25 protein-coding genes are annotated in these 22,903 nt (G+C 37.4%); 5 read left to right on the forward strand and 20 right to left on the reverse strand.

Annotated features, from left to right (window positions below):
* Positions 1-15 precede the first annotated feature (15 nt).
* From ACW0TQ_RS03405 to ACW0TQ_RS03455, 11 genes are all read right to left on the reverse strand, one after another.
* Positions 16-516, reverse strand: coding sequence for an AbrB family transcriptional regulator (locus tag ACW0TQ_RS03405; protein ID WP_042531338.1), 501 nt, complete (start codon positions 514-516; stop codon positions 16-18).
* On the reverse strand, positions 513-1,016 hold the full coding sequence (locus tag ACW0TQ_RS03410) for an AbrB family transcriptional regulator (protein ID WP_341172438.1): 504 nt from the start codon (positions 1,014-1,016) through the stop codon (positions 513-515). The genes ACW0TQ_RS03405 and ACW0TQ_RS03410 overlap by 4 nt, the downstream gene beginning before the upstream one ends.
* Before the next feature lie 17 nt (positions 1,017-1,033).
* Positions 1,034-2,533 carry a tripartite tricarboxylate transporter permease gene (locus ACW0TQ_RS03415; RefSeq protein WP_042531335.1) on the reverse strand — a complete coding sequence of 500 codons (1,500 nt, stop codon included), beginning with the start codon at positions 2,531-2,533 and terminating at the stop codon, positions 1,034-1,036.
* Positions 2,534-3,034, reverse strand: a complete 501-nt coding sequence (locus ACW0TQ_RS03420; protein WP_052484958.1) for a tripartite tricarboxylate transporter TctB family protein — start codon at positions 3,032-3,034, stop codon at positions 2,534-2,536.
* Positions 3,035-3,163: 129 nt separating this feature from the next.
* On the reverse strand, positions 3,164-4,183 hold the full coding sequence (locus tag ACW0TQ_RS03425) for a tripartite tricarboxylate transporter substrate binding protein (RefSeq protein ID WP_455725342.1): 1,020 nt from the start codon (positions 4,181-4,183) through the stop codon (positions 3,164-3,166).
* Between the two features lie 414 nt (positions 4,184-4,597).
* A complete protein-coding gene (locus tag ACW0TQ_RS03430; protein WP_455725343.1) occupies positions 4,598-4,930 on the reverse strand; it encodes a hypothetical protein in 333 nt (110 codons plus the stop codon).
* Positions 4,931-5,099: 169 nt separating this feature from the next.
* Positions 5,100-5,588, reverse strand: a complete 489-nt coding sequence (locus ACW0TQ_RS03435) for a PTS sugar transporter subunit IIA (protein WP_042531333.1) — start codon at positions 5,586-5,588, stop codon at positions 5,100-5,102.
* 87 nt (positions 5,589-5,675) lie between these two features.
* Positions 5,676-6,071, reverse strand: coding sequence for an NUDIX hydrolase (locus ACW0TQ_RS03440; RefSeq protein ID WP_042531331.1), 396 nt, complete (start codon positions 6,069-6,071; stop codon positions 5,676-5,678).
* 182 nt (positions 6,072-6,253) lie between these two features.
* On the reverse strand, positions 6,254-7,372 hold the full coding sequence (locus ACW0TQ_RS03445) for a Ger(x)C family spore germination protein (RefSeq protein ID WP_341172434.1): 1,119 nt from the start codon (positions 7,370-7,372) through the stop codon (positions 6,254-6,256).
* Positions 7,362-8,435 carry a GerAB/ArcD/ProY family transporter gene (locus tag ACW0TQ_RS03450; RefSeq protein WP_341172433.1) on the reverse strand — a complete coding sequence of 358 codons (1,074 nt, stop codon included), beginning with the start codon at positions 8,433-8,435 and terminating at the stop codon, positions 7,362-7,364. Before ACW0TQ_RS03450 ends, ACW0TQ_RS03445 begins: the two co-directional genes overlap by 11 nt.
* Positions 8,422-9,747 carry a spore germination protein gene (locus ACW0TQ_RS03455; protein ID WP_341172432.1) on the reverse strand — a complete coding sequence of 442 codons (1,326 nt, stop codon included), beginning with the start codon at positions 9,745-9,747 and terminating at the stop codon, positions 8,422-8,424. The genes ACW0TQ_RS03450 and ACW0TQ_RS03455 overlap by 14 nt, the downstream gene beginning before the upstream one ends.
* 236 nt (positions 9,748-9,983) lie before the next feature.
* Here ACW0TQ_RS03455 and ACW0TQ_RS03460 point away from each other — a divergent pair, with 236 nt between their 5' ends.
* The gene (locus tag ACW0TQ_RS03460; RefSeq protein ID WP_042531323.1) at positions 9,984-10,643 is read left to right on the forward strand and encodes a hypothetical protein; all 660 of its coding nucleotides are present in this window, start codon (positions 9,984-9,986) and stop codon (positions 10,641-10,643) included.
* A gap of 164 nt (positions 10,644-10,807) precedes the next feature.
* Here ACW0TQ_RS03460 and ACW0TQ_RS03465 read toward each other — a convergent pair whose 3' ends face one another.
* Positions 10,808-11,356: a histidine phosphatase family protein gene (locus tag ACW0TQ_RS03465; RefSeq protein WP_042531321.1), complete on the reverse strand. Its 549-nt coding sequence runs from the start codon at positions 11,354-11,356 to the stop codon at positions 10,808-10,810.
* 134 nt (positions 11,357-11,490) lie between these two features.
* On the opposite strand from ACW0TQ_RS03465, the gene ACW0TQ_RS03470 reads away from it, so the two are divergent.
* The 4 genes from ACW0TQ_RS03470 to ACW0TQ_RS03485 all read left to right on the forward strand — a co-directional run bounded on the left by ACW0TQ_RS03470 (position 11,491) and on the right by ACW0TQ_RS03485 (position 13,008).
* Entirely contained in the window at positions 11,491-11,709 is a 219-nt protein-coding gene (locus tag ACW0TQ_RS03470; protein ID WP_193062616.1) for a hypothetical protein, read from the forward strand.
* A gap of 163 nt (positions 11,710-11,872) precedes the next feature.
* Positions 11,873-12,250: a group-specific protein gene (locus tag ACW0TQ_RS03475; protein ID WP_193062614.1), complete on the forward strand. Its 378-nt coding sequence runs from the start codon at positions 11,873-11,875 to the stop codon at positions 12,248-12,250.
* Positions 12,231-12,770 carry an RNA polymerase sigma factor gene (locus ACW0TQ_RS03480; protein WP_379542435.1) on the forward strand — a complete coding sequence of 180 codons (540 nt, stop codon included), beginning with the start codon at positions 12,231-12,233 and terminating at the stop codon, positions 12,768-12,770. Before ACW0TQ_RS03475 ends, ACW0TQ_RS03480 begins: the two co-directional genes overlap by 20 nt.
* On the forward strand, positions 12,757-13,008 hold the full coding sequence (locus ACW0TQ_RS03485; RefSeq protein WP_042531315.1) for a hypothetical protein: 252 nt from the start codon (positions 12,757-12,759) through the stop codon (positions 13,006-13,008). Before ACW0TQ_RS03480 ends, ACW0TQ_RS03485 begins: the two co-directional genes overlap by 14 nt.
* Positions 13,009-13,866: 858 nt before the next feature.
* Here ACW0TQ_RS03485 and ACW0TQ_RS03490 read toward each other — a convergent pair.
* The 8 genes from ACW0TQ_RS03490 to aroD all read right to left on the reverse strand — a co-directional run bounded on the left by ACW0TQ_RS03490 (position 13,867) and on the right by aroD (position 22,872).
* The gene (locus tag ACW0TQ_RS03490) at positions 13,867-14,763 is read right to left on the reverse strand and encodes an Rpn family recombination-promoting nuclease/putative transposase (protein ID WP_052484954.1); all 897 of its coding nucleotides are present in this window, start codon (positions 14,761-14,763) and stop codon (positions 13,867-13,869) included.
* Between the two features lie 189 nt (positions 14,764-14,952).
* Positions 14,953-15,156 carry a hypothetical protein gene (locus ACW0TQ_RS03495; RefSeq protein WP_139089045.1) on the reverse strand — a complete coding sequence of 68 codons (204 nt, stop codon included), beginning with the start codon at positions 15,154-15,156 and terminating at the stop codon, positions 14,953-14,955.
* Positions 15,157-15,275: 119 nt separating this feature from the next.
* On the reverse strand, positions 15,276-17,414 hold the full coding sequence (locus tag ACW0TQ_RS03500; protein ID WP_455725344.1) for a DEAD/DEAH box helicase: 2,139 nt from the start codon (positions 17,412-17,414) through the stop codon (positions 15,276-15,278).
* A 369-nt stretch (positions 17,415-17,783) separates the two neighbouring features.
* Positions 17,784-17,969 (reverse strand): hypothetical protein, encoded by a 186-nt coding sequence (locus ACW0TQ_RS03505; protein ID WP_042531312.1) that lies wholly within the window; start codon positions 17,967-17,969, stop codon positions 17,784-17,786.
* 262 nt (positions 17,970-18,231) lie between these two features.
* Positions 18,232-19,509 carry an MFS transporter gene (locus ACW0TQ_RS03510; protein WP_212928570.1) on the reverse strand — a complete coding sequence of 426 codons (1,278 nt, stop codon included), beginning with the start codon at positions 19,507-19,509 and terminating at the stop codon, positions 18,232-18,234.
* Positions 19,510-19,693: 184 nt separating this feature from the next.
* The gene (locus ACW0TQ_RS03515; RefSeq protein WP_212928571.1) at positions 19,694-20,914 is read right to left on the reverse strand and encodes an MFS transporter; all 1,221 of its coding nucleotides are present in this window, start codon (positions 20,912-20,914) and stop codon (positions 19,694-19,696) included.
* Between the two features lie 149 nt (positions 20,915-21,063).
* Positions 21,064-21,939 carry a shikimate dehydrogenase gene (locus ACW0TQ_RS03520; protein WP_455725345.1) on the reverse strand — a complete coding sequence of 292 codons (876 nt, stop codon included), beginning with the start codon at positions 21,937-21,939 and terminating at the stop codon, positions 21,064-21,066.
* Positions 21,940-22,107: 168 nt separating this feature from the next.
* Positions 22,108-22,872 carry a type I 3-dehydroquinate dehydratase gene (aroD, locus tag ACW0TQ_RS03525; protein WP_193062607.1) on the reverse strand — a complete coding sequence of 255 codons (765 nt, stop codon included), beginning with the start codon at positions 22,870-22,872 and terminating at the stop codon, positions 22,108-22,110.
* Positions 22,873-22,903 lie beyond the last annotated feature (31 nt).

Consider the following 22,903-nt stretch of genomic DNA (forward strand, 5'->3'; position numbering starts at 1 on the left):
TTCTCACTCCTATCCTCACAACAGTAATAATTTGATTATTACGGGTAATATTAAAATTAAAAGAGATATACGAAACAAATGCATTAACATTACTACTTCCACATCAACATCTATTTCATCGGCTACAATCGAGATTTCACTCATTCCCGCAGGTAAACTTCCACTTAACGCAGTTAACCATTTAAAACGGAACAGCTTAGTAAATATATAGGCAATTAAGAATGCAAATAAAAGATGAAAAACGGTTGCTATAAGACCAGGAACTATATGATTAAAAAATAACGATACGATATCCGGCTGTAAATTCAATCCTATTAATCCACCAACTAGCATTTGTATCATCTGCTTATACTTTTTCTTTAATGGAGGTACTTTCAAACCACTAATTTTCGCGATTGCTACAGTAATAAAACTCCCCATTAAAATGCCAATTGGCAAATTTAAAATATGCCCAATATATCCTCCTACGCTTGCTATGCTGACTACAATCACAAATTTCTTTAAAGATTGATTCATGTCTTTTCACCTTGTTTATTAAACGTTTTAAGAATCCATCTTAAAAGTAGCATTAATGTTACAAACCGAATTAAATGCATTATTGCTACAACTTGTGTATCCGTATGTATAGAATCTGCCAAAATCAGCATTTCAGCAATTCCACCTGGTGAAACAGATACTAAAGTCATAACAAATGGAGTCATTCCCATTCCTTTAAGAATCATAGCAACAACAACAGCTGATATTACACTTCCAAAACCAAGTATTATAAAACTGATTAATTTTTTAAATGGGAGATAAAGTATATTTTTAGTAAACATTAAGCCTATCATTGTTCCTAAAGCAACTTTAGATAAATTCCGAATCAAAGGCGGTATCTCCTGGGAGTCAATCATGCCGACAATGCTAAAAACCCCGACCATTAACATAGACCCTAAAAGTGCACCAGCAGGTATTTTTAATTTAACGCCAATTATGCCTCCTAAATATGCAAGAAATAAAAAAACAATAGCATTCATTTTATTATCCCTATTTATTAGGAAACTTTACTCTTTTTGTTTAATTTATCAAGAATAATTGGCAAGAATACACCTAAGATAGTAATGATAATTAGAATGATACTTACAGGGCGAGTTAAAAAGGCATTAATCGTTTCACTACCATGAAGCTGTACACTTTTCAATAATTCTGAATCCGCAATTGGACCAAGAATCAAGCCAAGTACGACCGCAATGACAGGATATTTATTCCTTCGTAAATACCAACCAATAATTCCAAAAATAAATACTAAAAAGGCATCAAATAATAAATTTCGTGTAGCAAATGCACCAATTAAAGCAAATACTATGATGATGGGAATAAGAATTCTAGTAGGAATATTTATAACACGGCCTGCCCCTAAAGATACTGCTCCTCCAACAAAAATCAAAAAGAACAAACCTACAACCATTGAAAAAATAACACCATATAATATTGTACTTTGTTCAATAAATAATCTTGGTCCCGGAACCCATCCTTGCATAATAATAGCTCCAAGCAACATTGCCGTTGATGCGCTTCCTGGAATACCTAAAACAAGCATCGTAGCAAGTGCCCCTCCCTCAGAAGCGTTATTAGCGGATTCCGCTGCTACAATTCCTTCTTCATTCCCTTTACCAAATTTATCTTTAGACTTGGAAAATCGTTTCGCCTCATTATAGCTCAGTAAACTGGCAATCGTAGAACCTGCTGCTGGCAAGGCACCAACAAAAACTCCAATCGCACTTGATCTGATTAAATTAAACGGATATCTAAAGATTGATTTGATACCTTTTAACATTTGAGAAGTTAAATTTTGATTTGCTGATTGCTTAGACACAAATTGTTTATCTGCAAGAAAAAAGAGTTCAGATACTGCAAATAAACCGATTAATGCAGGAATCATTGGGATTCCATCCAATAAATAAACATTGTCAAAAGTACCTCGTACCGCTCCAGTATCTGTCATGCCGATAGTACCTAATAAAACACCGAACAACCCTCCAAAAATTGATTTAACAAAGCCTCCTTCTTGTATTGAAGATATAATTGTTAAACCAAATACTGCTACAAGAAACATTTCCGTGGGACCAAACTTTAATGCAAAGGAGGCAAGAGGTTGAATAATTAATAGGAGCACAAATCCTCCAATCATTCCCCCTATAGCAGAGGACCCTACCGCTAGACCTAGAGCTTTTCCTGGCTGACCCTGCTTTGTCATTGGATAACCGTCTAAGGTAGTTGCGACTGCTGCTGGTGATCCAGGAGTGTTAATCAAAACCGCTGTTATTGCTCCCCCAAACAAACCTCCTGTATAGATTGCAATTAAAAACACAAGTCCGGATAATGGTTCCATCGTAAATGTAACTGGAAGCATCAACGCAATACCCAATGATCCTGTGAGACCTGGTATAGCCCCGAGTATAACCCCTAAAAGTAGCCCTAATATAATTAAAAGGAAATTAAACCAGTTCATAAACATGACTATTCCATCCATTAGTGACTGCCATTCAATCATCTACAATACCCCCTCTAATAGTATTCCTGATGGAATAGGTATTCCCAAAAGGTTATTAAATAGATAGAAAAGAAGCAGTGTAAATACTATTGGCAAAATAACTAGAACTTTTTTCGAACTTGTTCCTAATATTCTCATCAAGATTGGCATATAAATAATTGTCATTATTAAAAAACCGAGATAATTCATTAATACTAAATAAATTAATGTTGACAGCATAAACAAAAATACTTTTTTGCTTAATCTAGCAGATGATTCATCTGCTTCATCGGAATCTTTTTCATCTGTGTTAGTGGATTGTTTTACTTCTTTCCATTCTTTCCATATGATTAGTGGATAAAGTAGAATGATAATCCAAATAATCGGATTGACCATAAGTTTATCCTGTGCGCTGTTTAGTGAACTAATATCTACTAAATATACTACTGAAAAAATAAGGATACCTGTGGCTACAATAACGCGATGGACAAATGTATTAAAAAATTTTCCTAATCCTCCCACATTACCCCTCCTTATAATAAAATTTAGAAAAAAATAAAGTCATGAATTTTAAATAAAAGGTTCATGACTAATAAAATATTCGAGTGGAACCAATATAGTTTTTCTAGTTTAATTTCTTCTAATGTTGTATTATTCTTCTTTAAGTTTGTCTTTATATTCATCTAATAAGTCATGTAGAGAGTGATTTAATTCATCACTTTCCTCAGGGCCACGAAATTCACTTACTTCCTCTGCGTTGTTATCTTTGATGTAACCTTGATATTCTTCACTTTCGAATACATTTTGATATGCTTCTGTAAGTAATTCAAACAATTCTGGATTATTTTCTTTAAAAGAATCATGTGTAGCTAAGAACCGAACAGACCCTACTAAAGGGACTTCTACATCATAATTTGCTAATACATCATTTATAGGTTCTGCATCTGGCCATAAATCCATTTTTTCTTCTGAAGCTACAGATAGAACTTTAATGTTGTCTTCCATTGCGCTATCCCCCAAAGCATTACCAATCATGAAATCAACGTGCTCTCCTAAAAGAGCGTTACGCATTTCCCCTCCGCCATCATAAAAAACTGGTTTAAATTCAATTCCTAACTCTTCTTCCAACAGTACTCCGGTAAGATGTAATGGCCCACCGCTTACCGTAGAATAGCTAAGCTCTCCAGGATTTTCTTCTGCATACTCAATTAACTCTTCAAATGTTTCAAAAGGCGAATTTTTATGCACAGTTATTGTGATTGGATCAAATTGTTCAATATTTACCATTGAAAAATCATCAATGTCATAATCTGCATCTTGTAGCAGAATACTAGCACTTAAGTATAATTGCGTACCACCAAATATAACAGATCCATCATCTTTCCCATTCTGAAAAACGGTAGTTCCAACCTGTGTAGCTGCCCCAGGACGATTATCAATTTGTATTTTTGTATCTAATTCCTCTTCTAACTGCTGAGCAATAACTCGCATCATACTATCCAAGCTCCCTCCGGCATCAAACGGAAGAATAAGCGTCGTAGTATTATGTGGCCATTCTACATCTCCTTCTGAGTTTGCCTCGTTATTCGCCCCATCGTTAGAACATCCTACTAAAGTAATCCCTAAAATTAATAGTGCAATAAGTAGTTTTGCTATTTGAAACTTCTTCATTTTTTCCCTCCTCTTATTTTAAAAAGAAACCGCTTGCAAAATTATTTATTCCCCCTTTTCTGAATTATATAAATTAAAACTTTTCGATATCATATCATAGTTTCGTATAATTGTATACAATTATACGAAAAATTTTCGACAATATTTTTTAATTCAACAAAAAAAGACAAATTAATTTATAACAGCTAGATGATGGACGAGGGAGAAGACTATCCTGTACTTTTTATTTTAGTTTATATTTTTAGAATTTTGATTAGTTTAATATTAGCTGTACATGTAAAAACTTCATTTAAAGGTAATTTTCTTTGTACAGGATAAATCTGTGTTATTTATTCTCTTCGAAAAATGTCATATTGTAACCAATAAAAAATACCGATTAGAAACCGGCATTTTTATCTTGATTTATTGTATTTTTTAATAAAAAGTCCCAGGCTGTTGAAGAGTTTGCGGTCTCCACCAAGACTCTACCATTTGCCACGCTGAATGAAAATCCTGTCCCTGCCCCATCAAATATGCAATTGCTATGGCCTCTCTTAATGCATGCGGATAACCGAGATGTTGCGCTTCCCGCATCCCATGGTTGTTTACTGGAGACATCGCAGACAACACCTGCTGCTCCATCGAATGTTGTCCCATATTCGGCTGCTGCTGAAAATTCCGAGGTTGTTGCTGATTAAAAAACGCCATATGCTGATTTGGATTATATGGATTAGACATATTAGCCGCCTCACTTATAAATGGAATCATTTTAGGTAAATTCCCTACTGTGCAGCCTATGCATTTATTATTTTAAATGTTCCCTTTGAATACTTCATACAGAAGCAATGTTATTCACGCCTGTACTCAACGAAGTTTTTAAATAAAAAGTGATTTCCCGCCATAAAGCGAAAAACCACCAATTTAATTCTTTACCACATTATTTAACAGTAATCACAACGTCTTCACTTGCACGTACTTGGTTCACATCTTGTTTATTTAATGCTTCGATATCACTCATATTCGTAATAAGCATTGGTGTGACCGTATCTGCAGCTTTTTCACTTACCACATCTAGATCCACATCAACAAGGGCATCGCCTTTTTTCACTTTATCTCCTTCTTTTACATGGATGGTAAATCCTTCTCCATCCAAGGAAACCGTTTCTAATCCAATATGAATTAGAATTTCGGCACCATTGTCAGCTTTAATCCCTACAGCATGCTTTGTCGGGAATGCTTGTACAATATCTCCGTCAACAGGTGATACGACTTTACCGTTAGATGGTTTAATCGCAATTCCGTCCCCCATCATTTTTTCAGCAAATACCGGATCAGGTACTTCTTCCAAAGGAATTACATCCCCGTCAACAGGGGCGAATAATTCAATTTCCTGTTTTTCTTTCTTTTTAAAAAGCTTCCCAAACATAGCTATCCCTCCAAAATTGATATACATTGATTTTATCATATGTTCCGAAGAATTACTTTAATAAGCCTGCTAGAGCCCAACATGTAATCAACTTTGCTTATCTATCAGCTTCTCCACGATTTCTCCTGGCCGAACATCCAAATAAATAAGCTCATCCAGTCCTATCCACACTGGCTGGTAAGTCCCCCTATTTCTACTAGAATTCGTATACTCCTCTCCAAGTCCTGTCGCAAATTCACCACTTATTATCTCTGCGGCAAAATAATATTGTTTACCATCAAAATTTATGGTATCAAAAAGTTTGATGATTCTTACATGAACACCGAGTTCTTCATATACTTCCCGAACAGCTGCTTGTTCTGGATTTTCTCCGTCTTCTATGCCGCCTCCTGGAAATACATAATACCTTCTTTGTTCACGAGTTCTTTTTATCAGCGCAACTTTCCGGTTTTCGATAATCACTGCAGCACTTCTTCTTCTCATTTATACACCTCTCTTCTTTATAATAAATGAAGCCATTTCATCTGTATACTTACTTTCTCCCCCTATTTACCACTATTAGCCCTGCCTGATAGATAAAAACAATAAATTGGTTTAAATGGCTTCAAAATGTAATAAAAAACTCCAGATACCATATTTACGATACCTGGAGTCCTTTTCTCCAACTAATCCTGTTTTTGTTTATCCCAGTCTTCAAAATCATCATTATTTAAATTTCGTATTTTACCATTATTCTCGATAACCGCTTCTACTTCTACCTTTACATTTATATTCGGATACGTTTCATTGAGAAAGTTTTTCAGTTCATTATGGGTATAGTTTTTCCTGATTCGGTTACTGATTCCAAGAACATCTGCATGTTTATCCTGCAGCTTTTTAACGAGCTGAAGTGTATCCTTTTCCACTTTTTCTTCAAACTTCTTCTGAATATCTTCATCGTTTAAATGATCTTCTGCTTCAGCAACAATCATGACAAATTCCAGCTTGATGGTCAGGTCGATTTGATCGCCATTGTATTTATAATCGTACTCTACATCTCTTTCAACAAGCTCTACATCAGTTGTCTCATCAATGGTTATAAACGTTTTGATAACATTCTCATCATTATTTAATAAATTCATCAGCAGCACTTCTAAAGAATCTAATGTTTCAACGATTTTTCCATTCTTTAGCACGGATGCACCAAAGTAATCCATTTCCAAATTTTCATTGGAGCTAATAATTGGAATAGCAATATCTGAGGTATACGAATGAATGCCTCTGTATACCTGCCACAGACTTACTTCCGGATTATAAATTTCCCAGCCAGCCTGCTTTTCTAAAAATCCAAATATAGGTACACCTACTTTTTGAAATGTTTCAATCATCTGATCGATATAGGAATCCATATCTTCTTGGGTAAATGCCACAGTTGGTGTTGCCGGCATATCTCTCATTCGTATGAAGGTATTAATGATTTTTCCAATTCCCTCCCTTCCCAGTTCTTCACCTAACACAACAAAACCAATATGTTCTAAATCAATGGTTGTTTCAATTTTTTTCTTAATTTGTTCAATGGCGTCAACAATCGTAGCACCTTTGCCGTCCACCTTCGCCAAATTCCTCTGCTCAGATACCACAGAGACCGGTATGATTAAATACACATGATACAAATCTTCATCCTTTGTTACCCCCATTAAAATAGGCGTGGAACGGTAATTAATGTCTCTGGAATCCCAGCATCCACTTAATAAAGCCAGCAATACGAAAGAAATGATTATCTTTATCCAATAATTACGTTTCATGTTTATCCCTTCTTCCTATCCAAAAAATGAAGATCAGCAGACTGATGAAGGTGTAAAAACGAAGCGGCACAATCCAAATGATATGGGATTGTACTTGCTCCCACGTAGAAATCATATTTGCTACAGCTGTAATGAAGATAACTATAATAACCATTGCAATCGATGCATGAAGCTTACTCGTCTGGAAGATGCTTTGATATAACGTCCGCAAAATATGCAATAGCATCCCTAAAAATAACGTTGCGTAGATAAGAAGACTTAGACCAAAGAGGCTTGTCAATGTTTCAAAGATAGACCAGTCAATATCAACCGTAGCTAGCATTTCGATATATGGAAAAGTGAAATTCCGTGCTATTTCATTTCCAAATACCAGCATGGGTGAGTAAGCAGCCATAAATATAAATAGAATCAAAAGCCACGAAAACCAGAAAACCGTTTTATAATTGAATTTTTTTCCTTTTGGTAAAAAAGCGATAAATAAAAAGGTTGGAGATAATATGAAAAAACCTGTAATAAAAGGCATCTCCAATAAAAAATCGAAGTTACTTACCTTCGCCGGAAAGAAGTTATACCATTCCGCATTGAAAAAGGATAATATGAAAATAACGACTATGACATAGGAAGAAGTAGCTGCTATTAAAAAGGTTGTCCGGAAGATACTTTCCATCGAACCAAGACCAATATAACCAGCCGTTGTAATGAAGATGACCATCACATAAAACATGGGTGTCTGATTCAAGAATAATACTGTAGTAAACTCTGCATAAGTACGGATGGCAACAATCACTGTTCCAATAATAAAAAGGCTGATGGGCACAAGTAAAGTAAGGGATACAGCCCAACGTTTTTTGGGCAAATTTTTTAAAATATTAGGTTCCTTTAACTTGGATACACCAAATAACAGCAGACCAAAAAGAGCGATATGTGAAAATCCATGTATAAGAACAATTAGCCAATGTCCATTATCTACTGTATCCAGGATAAGGCTAGGATACAGCAGAAACATCACTCCGATATTTGTGACTAAAAAAAAGATTATAATCAATAAATTATTGATTTTCACTTTGAATCCCTTCCTTTTTCCATCGGACATATGGAACTCCAAAACTCGTGATTCGGGCAATATAGGAGCATAAAACCAGCAGACCGATGACATGTCCCAGAATTCCAAACATAGCGGAGAAAACGACAATAATATATTTCATCAAGCGCAGCGTAATCCCATTTTCAAAGTTAACGATAATTCCATTTGCAATTGTCGTCGCAGCAATGATAATAATCAATACCCCACTCACAAGGCTGGCTTCCACAATCGCCTGTCCCAAAATAATACCGCCTACTACTCCAATCGTATTGGATATCGAGAGAGGCAGCCGAACGGCAGCTTCCGTAATCAATTCAATCAAAAGAAGCATAATGATGATCTCAATAAAGGCAGGATAAGGCACAAATTGACGGCTCTCCGTTATCGACAAGGCCAGCTGGACTTTTAACATTTCCGGATTTATTGTAATCAGCGCGACATATAAGCCGGGCAGCAATACAGCAATCATAATTCCAACAATACGCAGAAGATATAAAGAATACACAAATGCACTCAGATAGTTACTGTCACTTGGCTGTTTGAACACATCAAAAACCGTATTAAACAATACCAGTGCAAACGGATAACCATCCATAAAGAATACAATCTTCCCCTGCTCTATGTATTCCATGGCGTTTTCAGGTAGCTCTGTAGAATTTACTCTGGTAATTAATGAAAATTTAGAAAAACCAAATGCAACATGAATGTCTTTGACTTGTTTGATTTCATTTGGATAATCCTCGATTTTCTTTTTAATCATCTCTACCATGTGTTCCTCTGTCGTCCCTTTTAAAATAAGAAAAGAAAAGCGGCGGTTTCTTTTTCCATGCTGTGTTGTGATTACTTCCACATCTTTTGATTGATATTTACTTCGCAACAGCCCTATATTTTGTTGACTATTCTCTGTAAATGCATCCTTTGCCCCGTAAATAGTGGTTTCATTGACAGGAACTTCAATACTTCTGTATAGAGGTTGTGAAACAGGATCAATAATTAATGACATTTCTTTCTCACGATTCCAAATAATTACTTTTCCTTCATAGAGTGTTTTGATTTGTTTATTAAATTCCATTTTCTTCCAAGATATTTCTTTAGAATGAAGGCTGTTTGGCTCTGATGATTTTTCTTCTTCGTGCCGAACTAATGTCTCCACCATTTCCCACGTAGCCGAAAAATCCACCAAACTTTCAAACCCAACCACATCGTAAGGAATACCTTTAATAATGACGGACTTCATTTGCAAATCTTTATTCTTCTGTTTCAAATCTTCTATCTGATTGATGAAATCCATTGTCCGCATCCTTTCTCTTATCTTATCTTTTAGTTATGAGCAAGGAAGCACTTTTTCATACAAAAAATCCGCAGCTCTGTTCTTTCTAATTTTTTAAACAGGTGGTTCTACACCGAAACTTTATTCACCCGGAAGTTTACAGAGGGTTTACCGTACTAATGTGTAAATTATAAGAAACCTTTTCCCCCTTTTCTCGTATTATCTATTAAAAGAACACGATTCGGAGGCAGGATAGCATGTTTCGTTTTAAAAGCAAGCGCAGAGAAAGAGCAGCAAAAAAAGTAAAGAGTGGGGATGGACATGCGTTAAAACCCTTTCGTTTTTATGAAATATTTTATCGTTCCCTTTTTTATATAAACCTTCATGAAGATGATAAAGAAAAGCATACTTATGCAGTCCATATTAATTACTTTGATGAAAATGAGTCCATCGATTTATACCGTGATGGAAAGCACCATGCAAAAGCCTCTACTCCAGCTGTCTTTCCGGTTCCTGGAGGGGTTATTGAAGCTGCAGCAACGACATATGGTTTAAAACGAATTCATTATATTACGGAAGATGAACGCGAGTTTGTACTCTCCCCAGATCGCCGTTCAGCGGAAGGGCTGCGCATGCGTTTCGATGCCAAATTCCCTGAAATCAGCGCCATTATCGGAAAGTTTGCCATTTTTATTCTGCTGGTTTCTTTAATACTAGGACTTCCGCAGCTGGCTTCGCTTATTTCGGAGATTCCCTTTATTGCAGAGCGGTTTGGTTCCTTTGATTCGCCAATCATTCTTCCTTCTTGGCTAAATACGACACTTCTCATCGCCGGGGGCATCGCAGCTATTGAACGTGCTTTGACATTAAAAAATCATTGGCTGATTGATATGGAAACAAGCTGGTGGGATGACTAATTTTTGAAGTGAATGGAAAAGGAAATACGAAGTTTATCAGCAAGTATTTAAAAATGCAGCAACCGCCAGTTGAATGACAGTTGCTGCATTTTTAAATACGTTTTTCGGCGATTCATGACCTGTTAAACTGATTATTGGATAATTAATTGCATATCTTTCGTTCTTTACGCTTCTAACCATATCCGCTCAAGCTGGTGATGATCTTCTGAAATCTGCAGCTTATAAATATCGGGATTACTAAGTTTTCTCCACGCCTCAAATCCCGTACTTTTATCGTAATAATGCAAAAGCAGAGAGATGATTCCTCCATGGGCCACCATTATGCTGCTCTTCGCATCGCTTTCTCGCAAATCATTCACTACATGCATTATTCTCCTGGTTGCTTCCTTACTGCTTTCGCCGCCTTCATATTTTAAATCGAAATCCGTATACGTTGCTTCAAGTTTATCCATCCAATCTGGCATTGAAACCGTACTGAGCACCCTCTCTTTCAAACGGCTATCTGTCTCTATTTTTAAATTGTTCTTTTCAGCAAAAGGCTCTACCGTTAGTATCGCGCGTAGAAACGGGCTGGAAATGATACGATCAACTTTTTTGCCGGAAAGGAATACAGCCAGCTTCTTCGCCTGCTCTTTTCCTTTTTCCGTCAAGGAGGCATCAGGAGCTTGACCTGTTGCTTCACAATGCCGGATGATGTAAATTATTTTATTCATCTTCTTCAATAATCCTCTCTTTTTGAAAAATTTAATTTATTCTCTTTATCCTAACAGAGTTTATGATATTTCTTTTATTTTTTATGAACTTTTTGCTTTGTTTGTTTGTATAGTCAGTAAACAAGGGGGAGGGAATGAAAATCAATGCATATCAAAAACGAACCATTTATATTACAACTGGTGTACTTATTTTCTTCGCAATCATTTCTTTCATCACAAATGATTGGAGATTCTTTTTAGGAAGCTTATACCCTGTATTCATTAATATCATGTTTGCATTTACCGCTAAAAACAATAAGCATATACAAAAATTTAATCAGAAACATGCTGAAAAAAAGAAACTTGTAAAATAAAATATAAAATCCAATGTTTTTACTTCTTTGATATAATGCCTGTACAGTAACTCTTATTGACGAGATATAGTTCAAACCTTATCCATGTCCGTTTATTTGGCTGGCCATCATGTCATACTCGGAATTTGATCAAAGAAAATATATAATAGATAGGAAGGGAATTATGGGGAAAGGATATATTATTTCTTTAATTGTGGCAGGGGTATTATCAATATTGATTCCTGCTATCATCAGATCATTTAATCATAAATATGTTGTTAAAGAAAATGGAAAAATAAATTATAAAAAAACAACGATTTATTTAAGGTGGAACGTGTTTGATACAGTCACGTTATGCCTTGCCATTTATGTCATTCTCTGTGCACAAGCCTTATTTTTCTTCATTGCAGCTGGAAAAACCGTTGAAAATGCATGGGTGCAATTTCTATCCAATCAAACGCAAACTTGGGTTATTGTTATTGTGAGTTATTTTGTTTCCCGTATTTCGATGACATTAAAATCCATCAAAGCCCACCTAGGGGATAAAGAAGATGAAGCGTAACGAAGAGTGGATGGAAATTTACAAAAATGGGGACAAAGCAGGCTTCACACAATTATATGAACGCCTGTACGAACCGCTTTACTGTTTTCTCTACCGTTACACGCAAGAAGAACAGCTCAGTATCGATATTGTTCATGATACGTTTGAAATCCTGCAGAAGAAAAAGCAGGCATTCAATCCTGCGAAAGGAACAGTCAAAGCTTATTTATTTCAAATTGCTTACCGCTTACTAATAAATAAATTAAATCGAAGAAAGAAATGGCGCTCTCTGCTGCCTTTTTTAGCACCACAGTCTAATCACTCGATAAGCATGGATGAAAAATTATGGGTTCAGCAGGCCATTGCCGACTTGCCTGATAAGCAGCGGGCGATTATTTTACTGGTTTATTATGAAGACCTGCCGCAAAATGAAATTGCATCGATATTAGATATTCCGATAGGTACCGTTAAATCGAGGCTACATACGGCAATGAATACATTAAAAAACAACCTGGAGGAGGATTTTCATGCTGAAAGATGAATTTAATGAAGAAGATAAACTAAAGGAAGAGCTGGACCGATTTCAGGTAATCGTCCCTGAACAGAAACGCAGGCAAAAACAAACAGCCTGGCAGCGATTTATCCATTATTTAGCTTCCCCTGCCAAAGATCCTTTAGAAAAAGCAACCGTCACCTTAACCGGGTTGAATTTAACAAGAATGGTTCCTTTAGCTTTAGGGGTTGGGATGAGTGTAATTCAATTATGGATTCATATGTAAACAATAAAATGCGAGTAAAGCAACTTTCTATTACTAAATTCTGCCCAACTTCCTTAACTACAGTTTTACAGATTCTAGATTAGGAGATGGTTTTATAACCTGGAATAATGGGAGGTTCGTAAATTCATGCAGGTAGTATCTTGACTTATCTTTGGATACCTTCTCCTTCTCTTACATGTATGGTTTCATGAGCTGGGGCATTACCTTGCCGGCCGTTTTATTGTAGAAATCCATAAAGACAATATCCAGATAAAACTTTTGAATACCCCTTCATGTTGCGTTGAAAGGGAAAGATGAGCAATGGGTGGCGCCGAATGACAAAGACGGAAATTATATAGAGAGCTATTTAAAATATGATCCGCAGGGTAAATGGTCTTTTTTATACATAATGGCGGGTTTTATTTTTCAAACAGTTATTTTTTTCAGCCTGGCAGCGAGCATCTTTTTTATTTTTCAATGCTGTATATATTTTCGGAGATGCTTTATTTTCTATTTGGAAACAAACTCCCTTTGGTGACACGAGCGCTGCTTTTCTTTTTGCCAGGTGGCAAACGATTCTATTTGTTAGCATTCTTTTACTAATTTATGTTTTCTTCTATATGTTTATTTGGATTCAATCGTAACTTCCACATGACAAGGGGCAGGTTTCATAACCGCTCCCTTTTAGGCTACTGATATAAAATTACTTTTCCCACAACATCATTTACCGGCAAGTTTTCCATTTTCTCCATCATTTGCGCTTACTCCTCTTTATTTAGTTTTAAATAAGTTTTGCTTCATATAAACAAAGTGAGCCAATTTACAATGAAACCAGCTCACTTTGTTTGTTTATAGAAACAGATAATCTATTTTATTTATTTACTCACTAGCAAGCCTTTTAATTTCTGCTTCACTTAAGTCTGTGATCTCTGCAATGTCACTGATTGACATATCTCTTGCTATCAGTTTCAAAGCTAATTCCTGGTTCCGCTTTTTTATCCCTTCTTCTATTCCTTCTTGCTTTCCTCTCTCAAAATAAGAATTCGGCAGCTGCATGACTATTTCTTTTTCCTCTTCCGGCAAGTTTTCCATTTTCTCCATCATCTGTTCTTCCTCCTCTTTATTTAGTTTTAAATAAGTTTCGAAATAACCATAAAGAAACTCCATTTGCGCCGGATTGATTTTCATCCGGGTAATCATACGCAGAAATTCCAACTTTACTTGGACACGCTCATGTTCTTCATAGCCCATCTGACTAAGCAATGCGGCTGCGGCCGGGTTGTCTGATTGAATATATTCTTTCCAGTTTTTCTTTCTTAATTGTAATTGTAAAAAGTTAAATTGAAGTACTTCTTGGGTAGGTGTATCGACTTTGAATTTCGTGGGTTCTTCTTGTTTCCTATTATAACTCAAAACGGCGATAGGTTGAATTGGTTTGCGGTGTTTAGCGTAAAGATAACTGAAGTAGAGAAACATTCTTTCGGGGAAATCTGCCTCATGAGTGGATTGTGCTTCGGTGTGGATATGGAGAATTTTATCCTCGTGATGCAACTTTACTTCGACGAGCACGTCAATTTCCTTTTTGGAGCCTTCAAGATAATCCAGGTAGACTTCCTGTTCAAGAAATGTGACGTTGGAGAAATCAATGTAGGGATGAAGGTCGGGGAAGAAGCCTTCGATAAATTCCTCGAAAAACTCTTGTATCAGCTTTTTCGTCAGCCGATCATGTTTCATGTAATCTGCTTTTTCTTCTAGTATAACGGGGACTGTAAACAATAGAGCACTTCCTTTCTTTTAAATTATATTTATTTTAGCAATTATTCTGAAATAAAACAATTATAGTTTTTTCATTCCTGCTTCGAAAAAACTAATACTACTTCCCTATAAGAAAAGAGCATCGTCACAGACCATGCTCTCCTCTCCCTTATAAGAACTGCTAAACTAATCTTTTTCATTATTCTCCCCTTAAACTTGCGGCTTCTTTCCTTTAAATGAAACGAAAAATACAATTAAACTCACAATAAAAGCTGCTAAGGCCAACCATGAAACTGCATTGGATACCGAAATGACATCTAAAAATCCAAGTACAGCAATGATAGGCATGACAAGAATAGCTCCCAGAACCTTTTTAAAACGTGCATATCTGGCTCTTTCTTTAAATGATGTCATGGCATCCTCCTTTTTCGTTATAGAAGGTTTTCCCGGCTTTCTTGCAGGTGAAACATGCTCCATAATACATCACATAAGAAATATGATAATTCTTCCGTGTATGCAATTCAAAAAGTCTTTTAACGCACAGTCTCCATAAACCGCTCTTTCTCCAGCTTCAATACTTTTTTCTGAATAGAAGCTTCTTCTTCTTCCAGCTCCTGCTCATCTAAAATGCGTGATGCTGTGTCAGATTCTTTTACAAACAGGTTAAAAAGATTCGCTTTTTCTCCTAATACGTCAAGCATTGTCACATCAATACTCTCTTCCGTTAATAAGCGATAAACGACAACGTTTCGAGATTGTCCCATTCGATAAGCACGGCTGATCGCCTGTTCTTCCATTGTCGGCTTCCATTGCGGTTCGCATAAAACAACCACATTGGCAGCCTGAATATTCACCCCGACACCGCCGGCAGTAATCTGGCTGACCAGAACGGAACCAGCTTCATCCGCTGTGAAGGCATCAATGATTTCCTGTCTTTTATGATTCGAAACATCCCCAGTAATGACGCGATGTGCCTCGTTTTCTAAATTACTGCTGATTGTCTGGATAACATCTTTAAAATAAGAAAATACCAGCACTTTATGCCCGTTTTCTTTTGCATTTTCACAGATTTCAAGCAGCTTCTCAAGCTTCGGTGACTTACTCTGAGATCCGCCCTGCCAGCCTGCACGGCGCATGGCCATGACCTGTTCCTCTTTCACTGCCTGCTGATAGAACTTCTTCTCTTCTTCACCAAACGGAACCCATTCTGGAATAATCTCCAAATCCGGAAGCTCATGTAATACGTCCTTCCGATTCCTCCTTAAATAAACTGGAGCAATGGCTTCACGGAATGCTTGCGGATTACGCAACAGCATCTCTTCTGATAAGTCATCCGCAATTCCCGGCTGCAGGACAGAGACCAATTGCATCATTTCCTCTACCGTGTTCTCGAGTGGAGTTCCGCTCATAAATAAGACATACTCCGCTTCGTCTGCCAAATGATAAACATTTTGCGAGCGCTTTGTATTCGGATTCTTCACATAATGCGCCTCATCAACAACCAACGCATCAAAATGATGACTGCCTTCCAATGGCAGAGTTCCCGCCAATTCAAAAGTGGTTATTAAAATACCCGTACCTTCTTGCCAGGCCTGAAATTGTTCTTCACGATTGCTGCCGTGAAAGATAAATGCCTGTAAAGCAGACCGCTGTTCCATCTCTCTTTTCCAGTGGGCGATTACGCTTAGTGGACAAACAATGACAGCATGTCCCTGATGGTTTTGCCTGAGATGATTGAGAATAGCAAGCGCTTGAACCGTCTTTCCTAAGCCCATCTCATCCCCCAGCAGCGTCTTTTTATAAAGCAAAGCATACTTCGCACCAAAAATTTGATAATTTCTTAAGGTAATATGCAGTCCATTCGTATCAAGCGGATGGTTATTTACTGCTCCTACCACTTCTTCTGGCAGACTTTCGGAAATATTCTTCGAGTCAAAGTCCGTTGCTTTTTCAATTTCTGTATAGTAAAAGGCATTTTCTCTTTCAAAATGCTTTTTGAGCTCTTCTTTACTCACTTCAAAATCAAGCATATAATCTAATCTTTTCTTTATCTGTTTTAATTCCTTTTGATGCTTGTTTTTATTTAGATTGGCAAAAGCAGACCGTATTTTTTCCTTCTCCTCTTTCGGCTGAAACAAACCGCCAAAAAATCCTTTCTGTTTCTTGGCCATTTCAATATCAGATATCGTTTCATCATAATACTCCTGAAATTTCTCCTGCATCTCTTCAAGAATGTTTAACAAATGCCATTTTTTATAAATCGATTCCAGCAAATGAACATCTTCATCAGAAATATCATCCGGATTCACACGCGGCGTTGCCTGTTTATATACTGCTTCTTTTATTTTAGAAACTGCCTGATAAATGTGCTCTGCCGTTTTTTCATCCATCCCATCCAGCTGCGCCAGGTCCTGAGCTGGTTTATCCGCTATATCTTTCATTGTTTTCAGCCCATTATGCTTCAAAGTGTTTACAGGGAGCTCTTTATTCACTGTTAACATTGTATCTAAAGGCATCGTCTTTAATTGTTCATTTCCTGAGCTTGTTTTCAGCCTCTGCCATATTCCTTTGATTCGATTGTTAAATAACTCCTCCGAGTTCATATCGATGCTGTCGTATATCCGGTTCAGATCCGCTTCTAACCGTTCTACGTCCTGTTTCGTCCGTACCATGATTTCTCCTCCTGCTGCTCTATATCAAACATGTAAAATTGTCTTTTTTATCGATCACAGACAGCAATTTTTTTTACCAGCTGCCTCATCTCTATTCAAAATTACATTCCGCTTCAGCAGAATGTATGACATTATATTATTGTAGCATTGTTTCCCGCACGATAAAAAGAGAAGATGTCTTTATCGTTACGTATTTACCCTTTATCGATAACGCAAACGCATTTCCTGTTTTCAAATGTAGATTAAAACCGTTCTTAACCATCATAAAAAACCGCTTGATATCTAAGTATACCAAACGGTTAGAACAATGTTGAAGCTGATCTATCACGAAAAAATGAATTTTCGTTTTATATTTGCATCAAGCAAATTCTATGTAATATCAAAATAATTCGCCCGATGAACCTTCTGAAAAAAATGCTGGTGAGATTTATTTTTTCGGCTTCCCTTAAAAAGATGATGATTTCTGCTTAATAATTCCTTATAATACTGAGCAAATCCCGCATGTGATAATCGCAAATTAGCCATTCTTTTCATTGGCTCATCAGTTTTATCCATCTTATCATCCTCCTTGCTTTAGCGTATGTACAAGGTGAGTCAATTATGAAAGCTGGAAGGAATTTAATTACAAATTAAAGATGATTGCAACATACTGTCAGTTCCACGGTGAAAACTTCTTTTTTCGATGCTATTTTCCCACCGTCTAAAAGCCTGCTTACAAGGAATCTCAGTCTCCTGAGAGAAAGCAGACAAACTCCGCTCAATATACTGTTTTTATAATTACACTAATATCCTTGTACGTGATTTTTAGAAAAGCATTTCACTGCATACTTTCCCCAATCTCTTTCTTCATAACAATCTCCATTTTTCTCCTGCTCCGAAACGCCCCGACTGTCAACACAGCCATCAGCACACAGATAATGATTCCTAACATGAAAGCTGGTTCATAGCTGTTGGAAAGGTCATACATATAACCGAAGACCGCAAATCCGAAAGACTTTACTAACGCCTGTCCCATCGTTACATAAGAGAAAATTTCAACAAAATGTTTCTTTCCAAATAATTCTTTTGTAATCAATGGCAGCCCGACGATAATAACCGATGCATGAATACCGTACAGAAGGGAAGCAGTAAACACGGTAGCATAGGTTCCATGAGATATGAAAAATAGACTGAAGCCAAATGCAATCAACAGCACACTGACAATCAACGTCATTTTCACACCAAATTTATCACTGGCTGCTCCAAAGAGAAATTTGGTAAGCAGGTTCGATATCATCGAAGCCGAAACTAATGTGGCAGCGGCTGTAGTGGTTAATCCGACAGTATCACCGTAGGAGGTTAACAGCTGGTTTAATCCGCTGATCAACCCGGAAAATGAAGCAATGATAATTACACAGAAAAAAGCTAAACTCGTTATCGCAACTTTCACAGGTACGCCCTTTTCATTTTCTTTTTTAAAGGTTTCTTGATCTTCTAAGGTTTCTGCATAGCCATATGGTTTGTACCCTTTATCCTCCGGTTTAAAGCGTAAAACAAAAATGGTGAAAGGCAGGACAATCACTCCGATAATAATCGCGGTGATCACATATGCAGTTCTCCAGCCAAAGCTGTCGATGAAAGAAGCAATCACCGGATTCATAATTGCTCCTCCAATACCTGTAAAAGCACCGATGATTCCCAAAGCCATTCCCGTTTTTTTGTGAAACCAATTTTGAACAATAACCGGAATAGGAATATAAAAAATAAATGCTCCGACAAATCCGATAACGATACCAGAAAGGTACCATTGCCATATTTCTGTATATAACGACATGGCAGCAATAGCCGAAAGAGCTACCACAAAGGCAACAGATAATGTAATGCGGACATCGATTTTAGGTAATAATTTTGCCACTAAAGGAGAAGCCACAAACATTGCCAAGCATAGAAAAGTCATGTATAAAGACATATCTCCTGTGCCAATCCCCAATTCCTTTGTAACAGAAGGAAAGAATATACCCGATGTGTTGAAAATTGTACCTAAGCCGGCAAAATTGATCATACAGCAGACAATTAAGACCACCCAAGCGTAATGGAATTTTTTCTTCTCTTTCATTTTGCATCACCTTTTTCAGCTAGTATCCATTCATTCACCATCAAAGTAATTATCCCCTCTGGAACAACCCTGGGGGTCTGTCATTTTACCAACGGGAGAGACTGCCCTCTCCCACTGTATGGTGCTTCCTATGCCATTCCATTCGATTTGAAATAGAACCGTGCTTAAATCACTGTAACACGCTTTACGCGGCTTCTACCATACCTTCATTCTCTTTCTTATATCTTTTATTAACGTAAATTGCAAGCAACACACCTATAGCTGTTATGGCAAAGTTAAACAATAAAACATATTTTGGTCCGTCTACACCGCCAACTCTTGTAATCACACCAGCTGCACTTAAAATAATATAGTTAGCCAGACTGGATGAAATCATAACAATGGACGTGATTTTTCCTTTATGCTTTGGAAACAGTTCATTTGCTGTGGATGTTACTAACTGTAATACTCCGCCAGCTGCAGCGAATCCGAGAATAAACCCGCCAATCAGTAAAATAGCCGGCGTTTCTATAAAGTAAATAATAAGCAGCATAACCGCTGATATCGCTGGATATAAAATAAGCACTTGAACTGGTTTGAGCCATTTTTTATTGATGAAAACAGCCGTTAATAATACAGCAACAATAGATCCGATGGCATAATAGGACTGAATGGTGCTTGGATTTTCCATACCATATAATGTTCCTAATTCCTGGTTGGCATTCAGCCAGAGCTGGAATGTAGAAGTACATGTAAATGCAATAAGAATAATGACCACGCTTGTCGCTGTGAATTTCATTTTTTCTTTCTTCTGGTTCTTATCAGTCTTTTGGGTACTGCTATTTGGCGGTAATGGCACAAAAGCCAGCAACACACCGTCTATAGCGAGCAGAATCGCTACAAAGTAAAAAACGGTTTGGAATGACATTTGGCTGGCAGCCACAAACCCTATCATAAAAGGTAATGCAAACTGTCCGATAGATATAGAGAACTTAGTGAACATATTCGCTATACTGCCCTTTTTACCGAAAATCTCCATAAGGGATGGAATAACCCCGGTATCCAAAAAGGAATTGGCAGCTCCTCCTAATAAGGCAAAGACAAAAGCAACATAGAAATTCGGAGCAAAAATGATTCCAACAAAGAATAATACATATAAACCGACACCAATCAGACTGGAAACTCTTCTGCCAAATTTATCGGAAACAGGTCCTGAGATTGGCAGCGTAATCAGACGCCCCAGCCCTAATGCAGCAATAACGGTAAAAACGATACTTACATCCAACGCGCCATTGGGCAAGGTTGCTGCTCCCCACAGCTCTGCCAGCTCATCTTTATATTGTGCCAGAATAGATACTCCAATACCATGGATAATAAAAGTAATATAGAGTGCCAATGCAGCTGGATAATATCTTTTCGTATTCATGATTTTTTTCTCCTCTCATTTGAAGGACTTTTTATTTTCTACTGGATATAAAATGATTCATCATTCTGTGGGAGTTTACGCTCTCCTCCCACAGAATAGGATTAATACGGCATTTTGATGACTTACCCTTCCAAATCAGTACAGCGTAATCAAAACATCTGATTTTTCACATATTCCACCGGCATTTCCTGACCTGTCCACAATTCGAATGCGGCAGCGCCCTGCCAAAGCATCATCCCAAGACCATTGATTGCCTGGCAGCCAACGGTCGCTGCCATCCCCAACAGCTTTGTTTTTCTAGGGATATAGACCACATCGGAAACAATCAATTCCGGACGCAGCCAAGAAGGGTCGGGAACTAAGGCTTGCCCTTCAAGGGGTTTCATTCCAACACCTGTTGCATTTGTTAAAATATCGCTTGCTGCAATTTCTTCTTTCAACGTTTTTTTATCTTCTAACCGATACACATTTGCTATACAGTCCCCTTCCATTTTTTCATTGATAATCACCGTATTATTTTCCGCCCGGTTAAAATATTCATCGTCTCGATTAAAAATGGAAATTTCTTTTACTCCTTCCAGAGCTGCCTGGATAGCAATTGCCGTTGCCGCCCCACCGGCTCCCAAAAGGGTGATTTTCTTTCCTTTTACATCGATATGATTTTCTTTCAAGCTGCGAAAATAGCCAATTCCATCTGTGTTATAGCCTATTAATCGCCCATTATCGTTTAATACGGTATTCACAGCACCTGCAAAACGCGCTCCATCTGTTAATTCATCCAATAATGGAAGTATTTTTGTTTTGTTCGGCATGGAAACATTAAATCCGCGCAGGTTTAAGGCCCGGAACCCGGTGACAACATCCTCCAGCTGCTTGTTATCTACCTCAAATGCCATATAGACATAATTTAGTCCCAGTTCCCGAAATGACATATTATGCATTGCCGGAGATAAAGAATGTCCAATAGGTGTTGCTGTCAGTCCAATCAATTTTGTTCTTCCGTCGATTCTGCCTTGATCTGTCATGTTAATTCCCTCCTGAATTTTTGATAACATATCATTGATTTTTTCTATTTTACCTATACACTACACTCTAATGCCCCACTACATTTGTGAAATATTTCACATGAATAACTGCAATAATCCCATTTTTTTATTAGGAAGCATCTTATCCTGGTTAACTGGGTTTTTATTTTATAAACTCTGATGCAGCAGATGCAACGTCTGTTTTAATTCCGCCGCTGCAACCTGTCCGGGCGCTGATGCTTTATTTGCCGCACCAAATGTTAATGCAGAGCCAAATACTTCCCCAGCGAGACGGCTAATGACTCCCTTTCCTGCCATCGACATTGTAATAATCGGCCTGTCAGCAAATTTCTCCTTCATTTCTCTCGTAGCATCCAATAATGTCAGTACGTCTGCCGTTGTTTCCGGCATAACAGCAATCTTCGGTAAATCGCCGTCCAGCTCTTGAGCCCGGCAAAGTCTGGTTATGATTTCTTTCTTATCTGGCGTCTTGTTAAAATCATGGTTTGATATGATAACAAATACACCATGTTCATGCGCGGTTTCGATGATTTGTTTTACATCTTCGGGTTGATTGAAAAGTTCGACATCAACGATATCAACCTGCCCTGTTGCGGATATTTCACGGTTCAGTTGTAAATAATAATTAACAGAAACCTCTTTTTCTCCTCCTTCATTGAAGCTGCGGAAAGTAAATATCAGAGGCATCTCCGGAAGCACCTTGCGTATCTCCGTAAGGGCTTCTTTTACTTTTTCGATATCCTCAACCTGTTCAAAAAAATCAACACGCCATTCGACTACATCACATTCCAGGCTTTTTAGAAAATCTGCTTCTTCTATCAACTGGTCAACCGTTTTGCCAACCATCGGGATGCAAATCTTTGGCATCCCTTCACCGATACGAATATTTTTTACTTCCACGGCTTTGATCATTTTTTCTCCTCCTTGGGATGAATAATTAGGA

This window comes from Oceanobacillus sp. M60, from assembly GCF_053839645.1.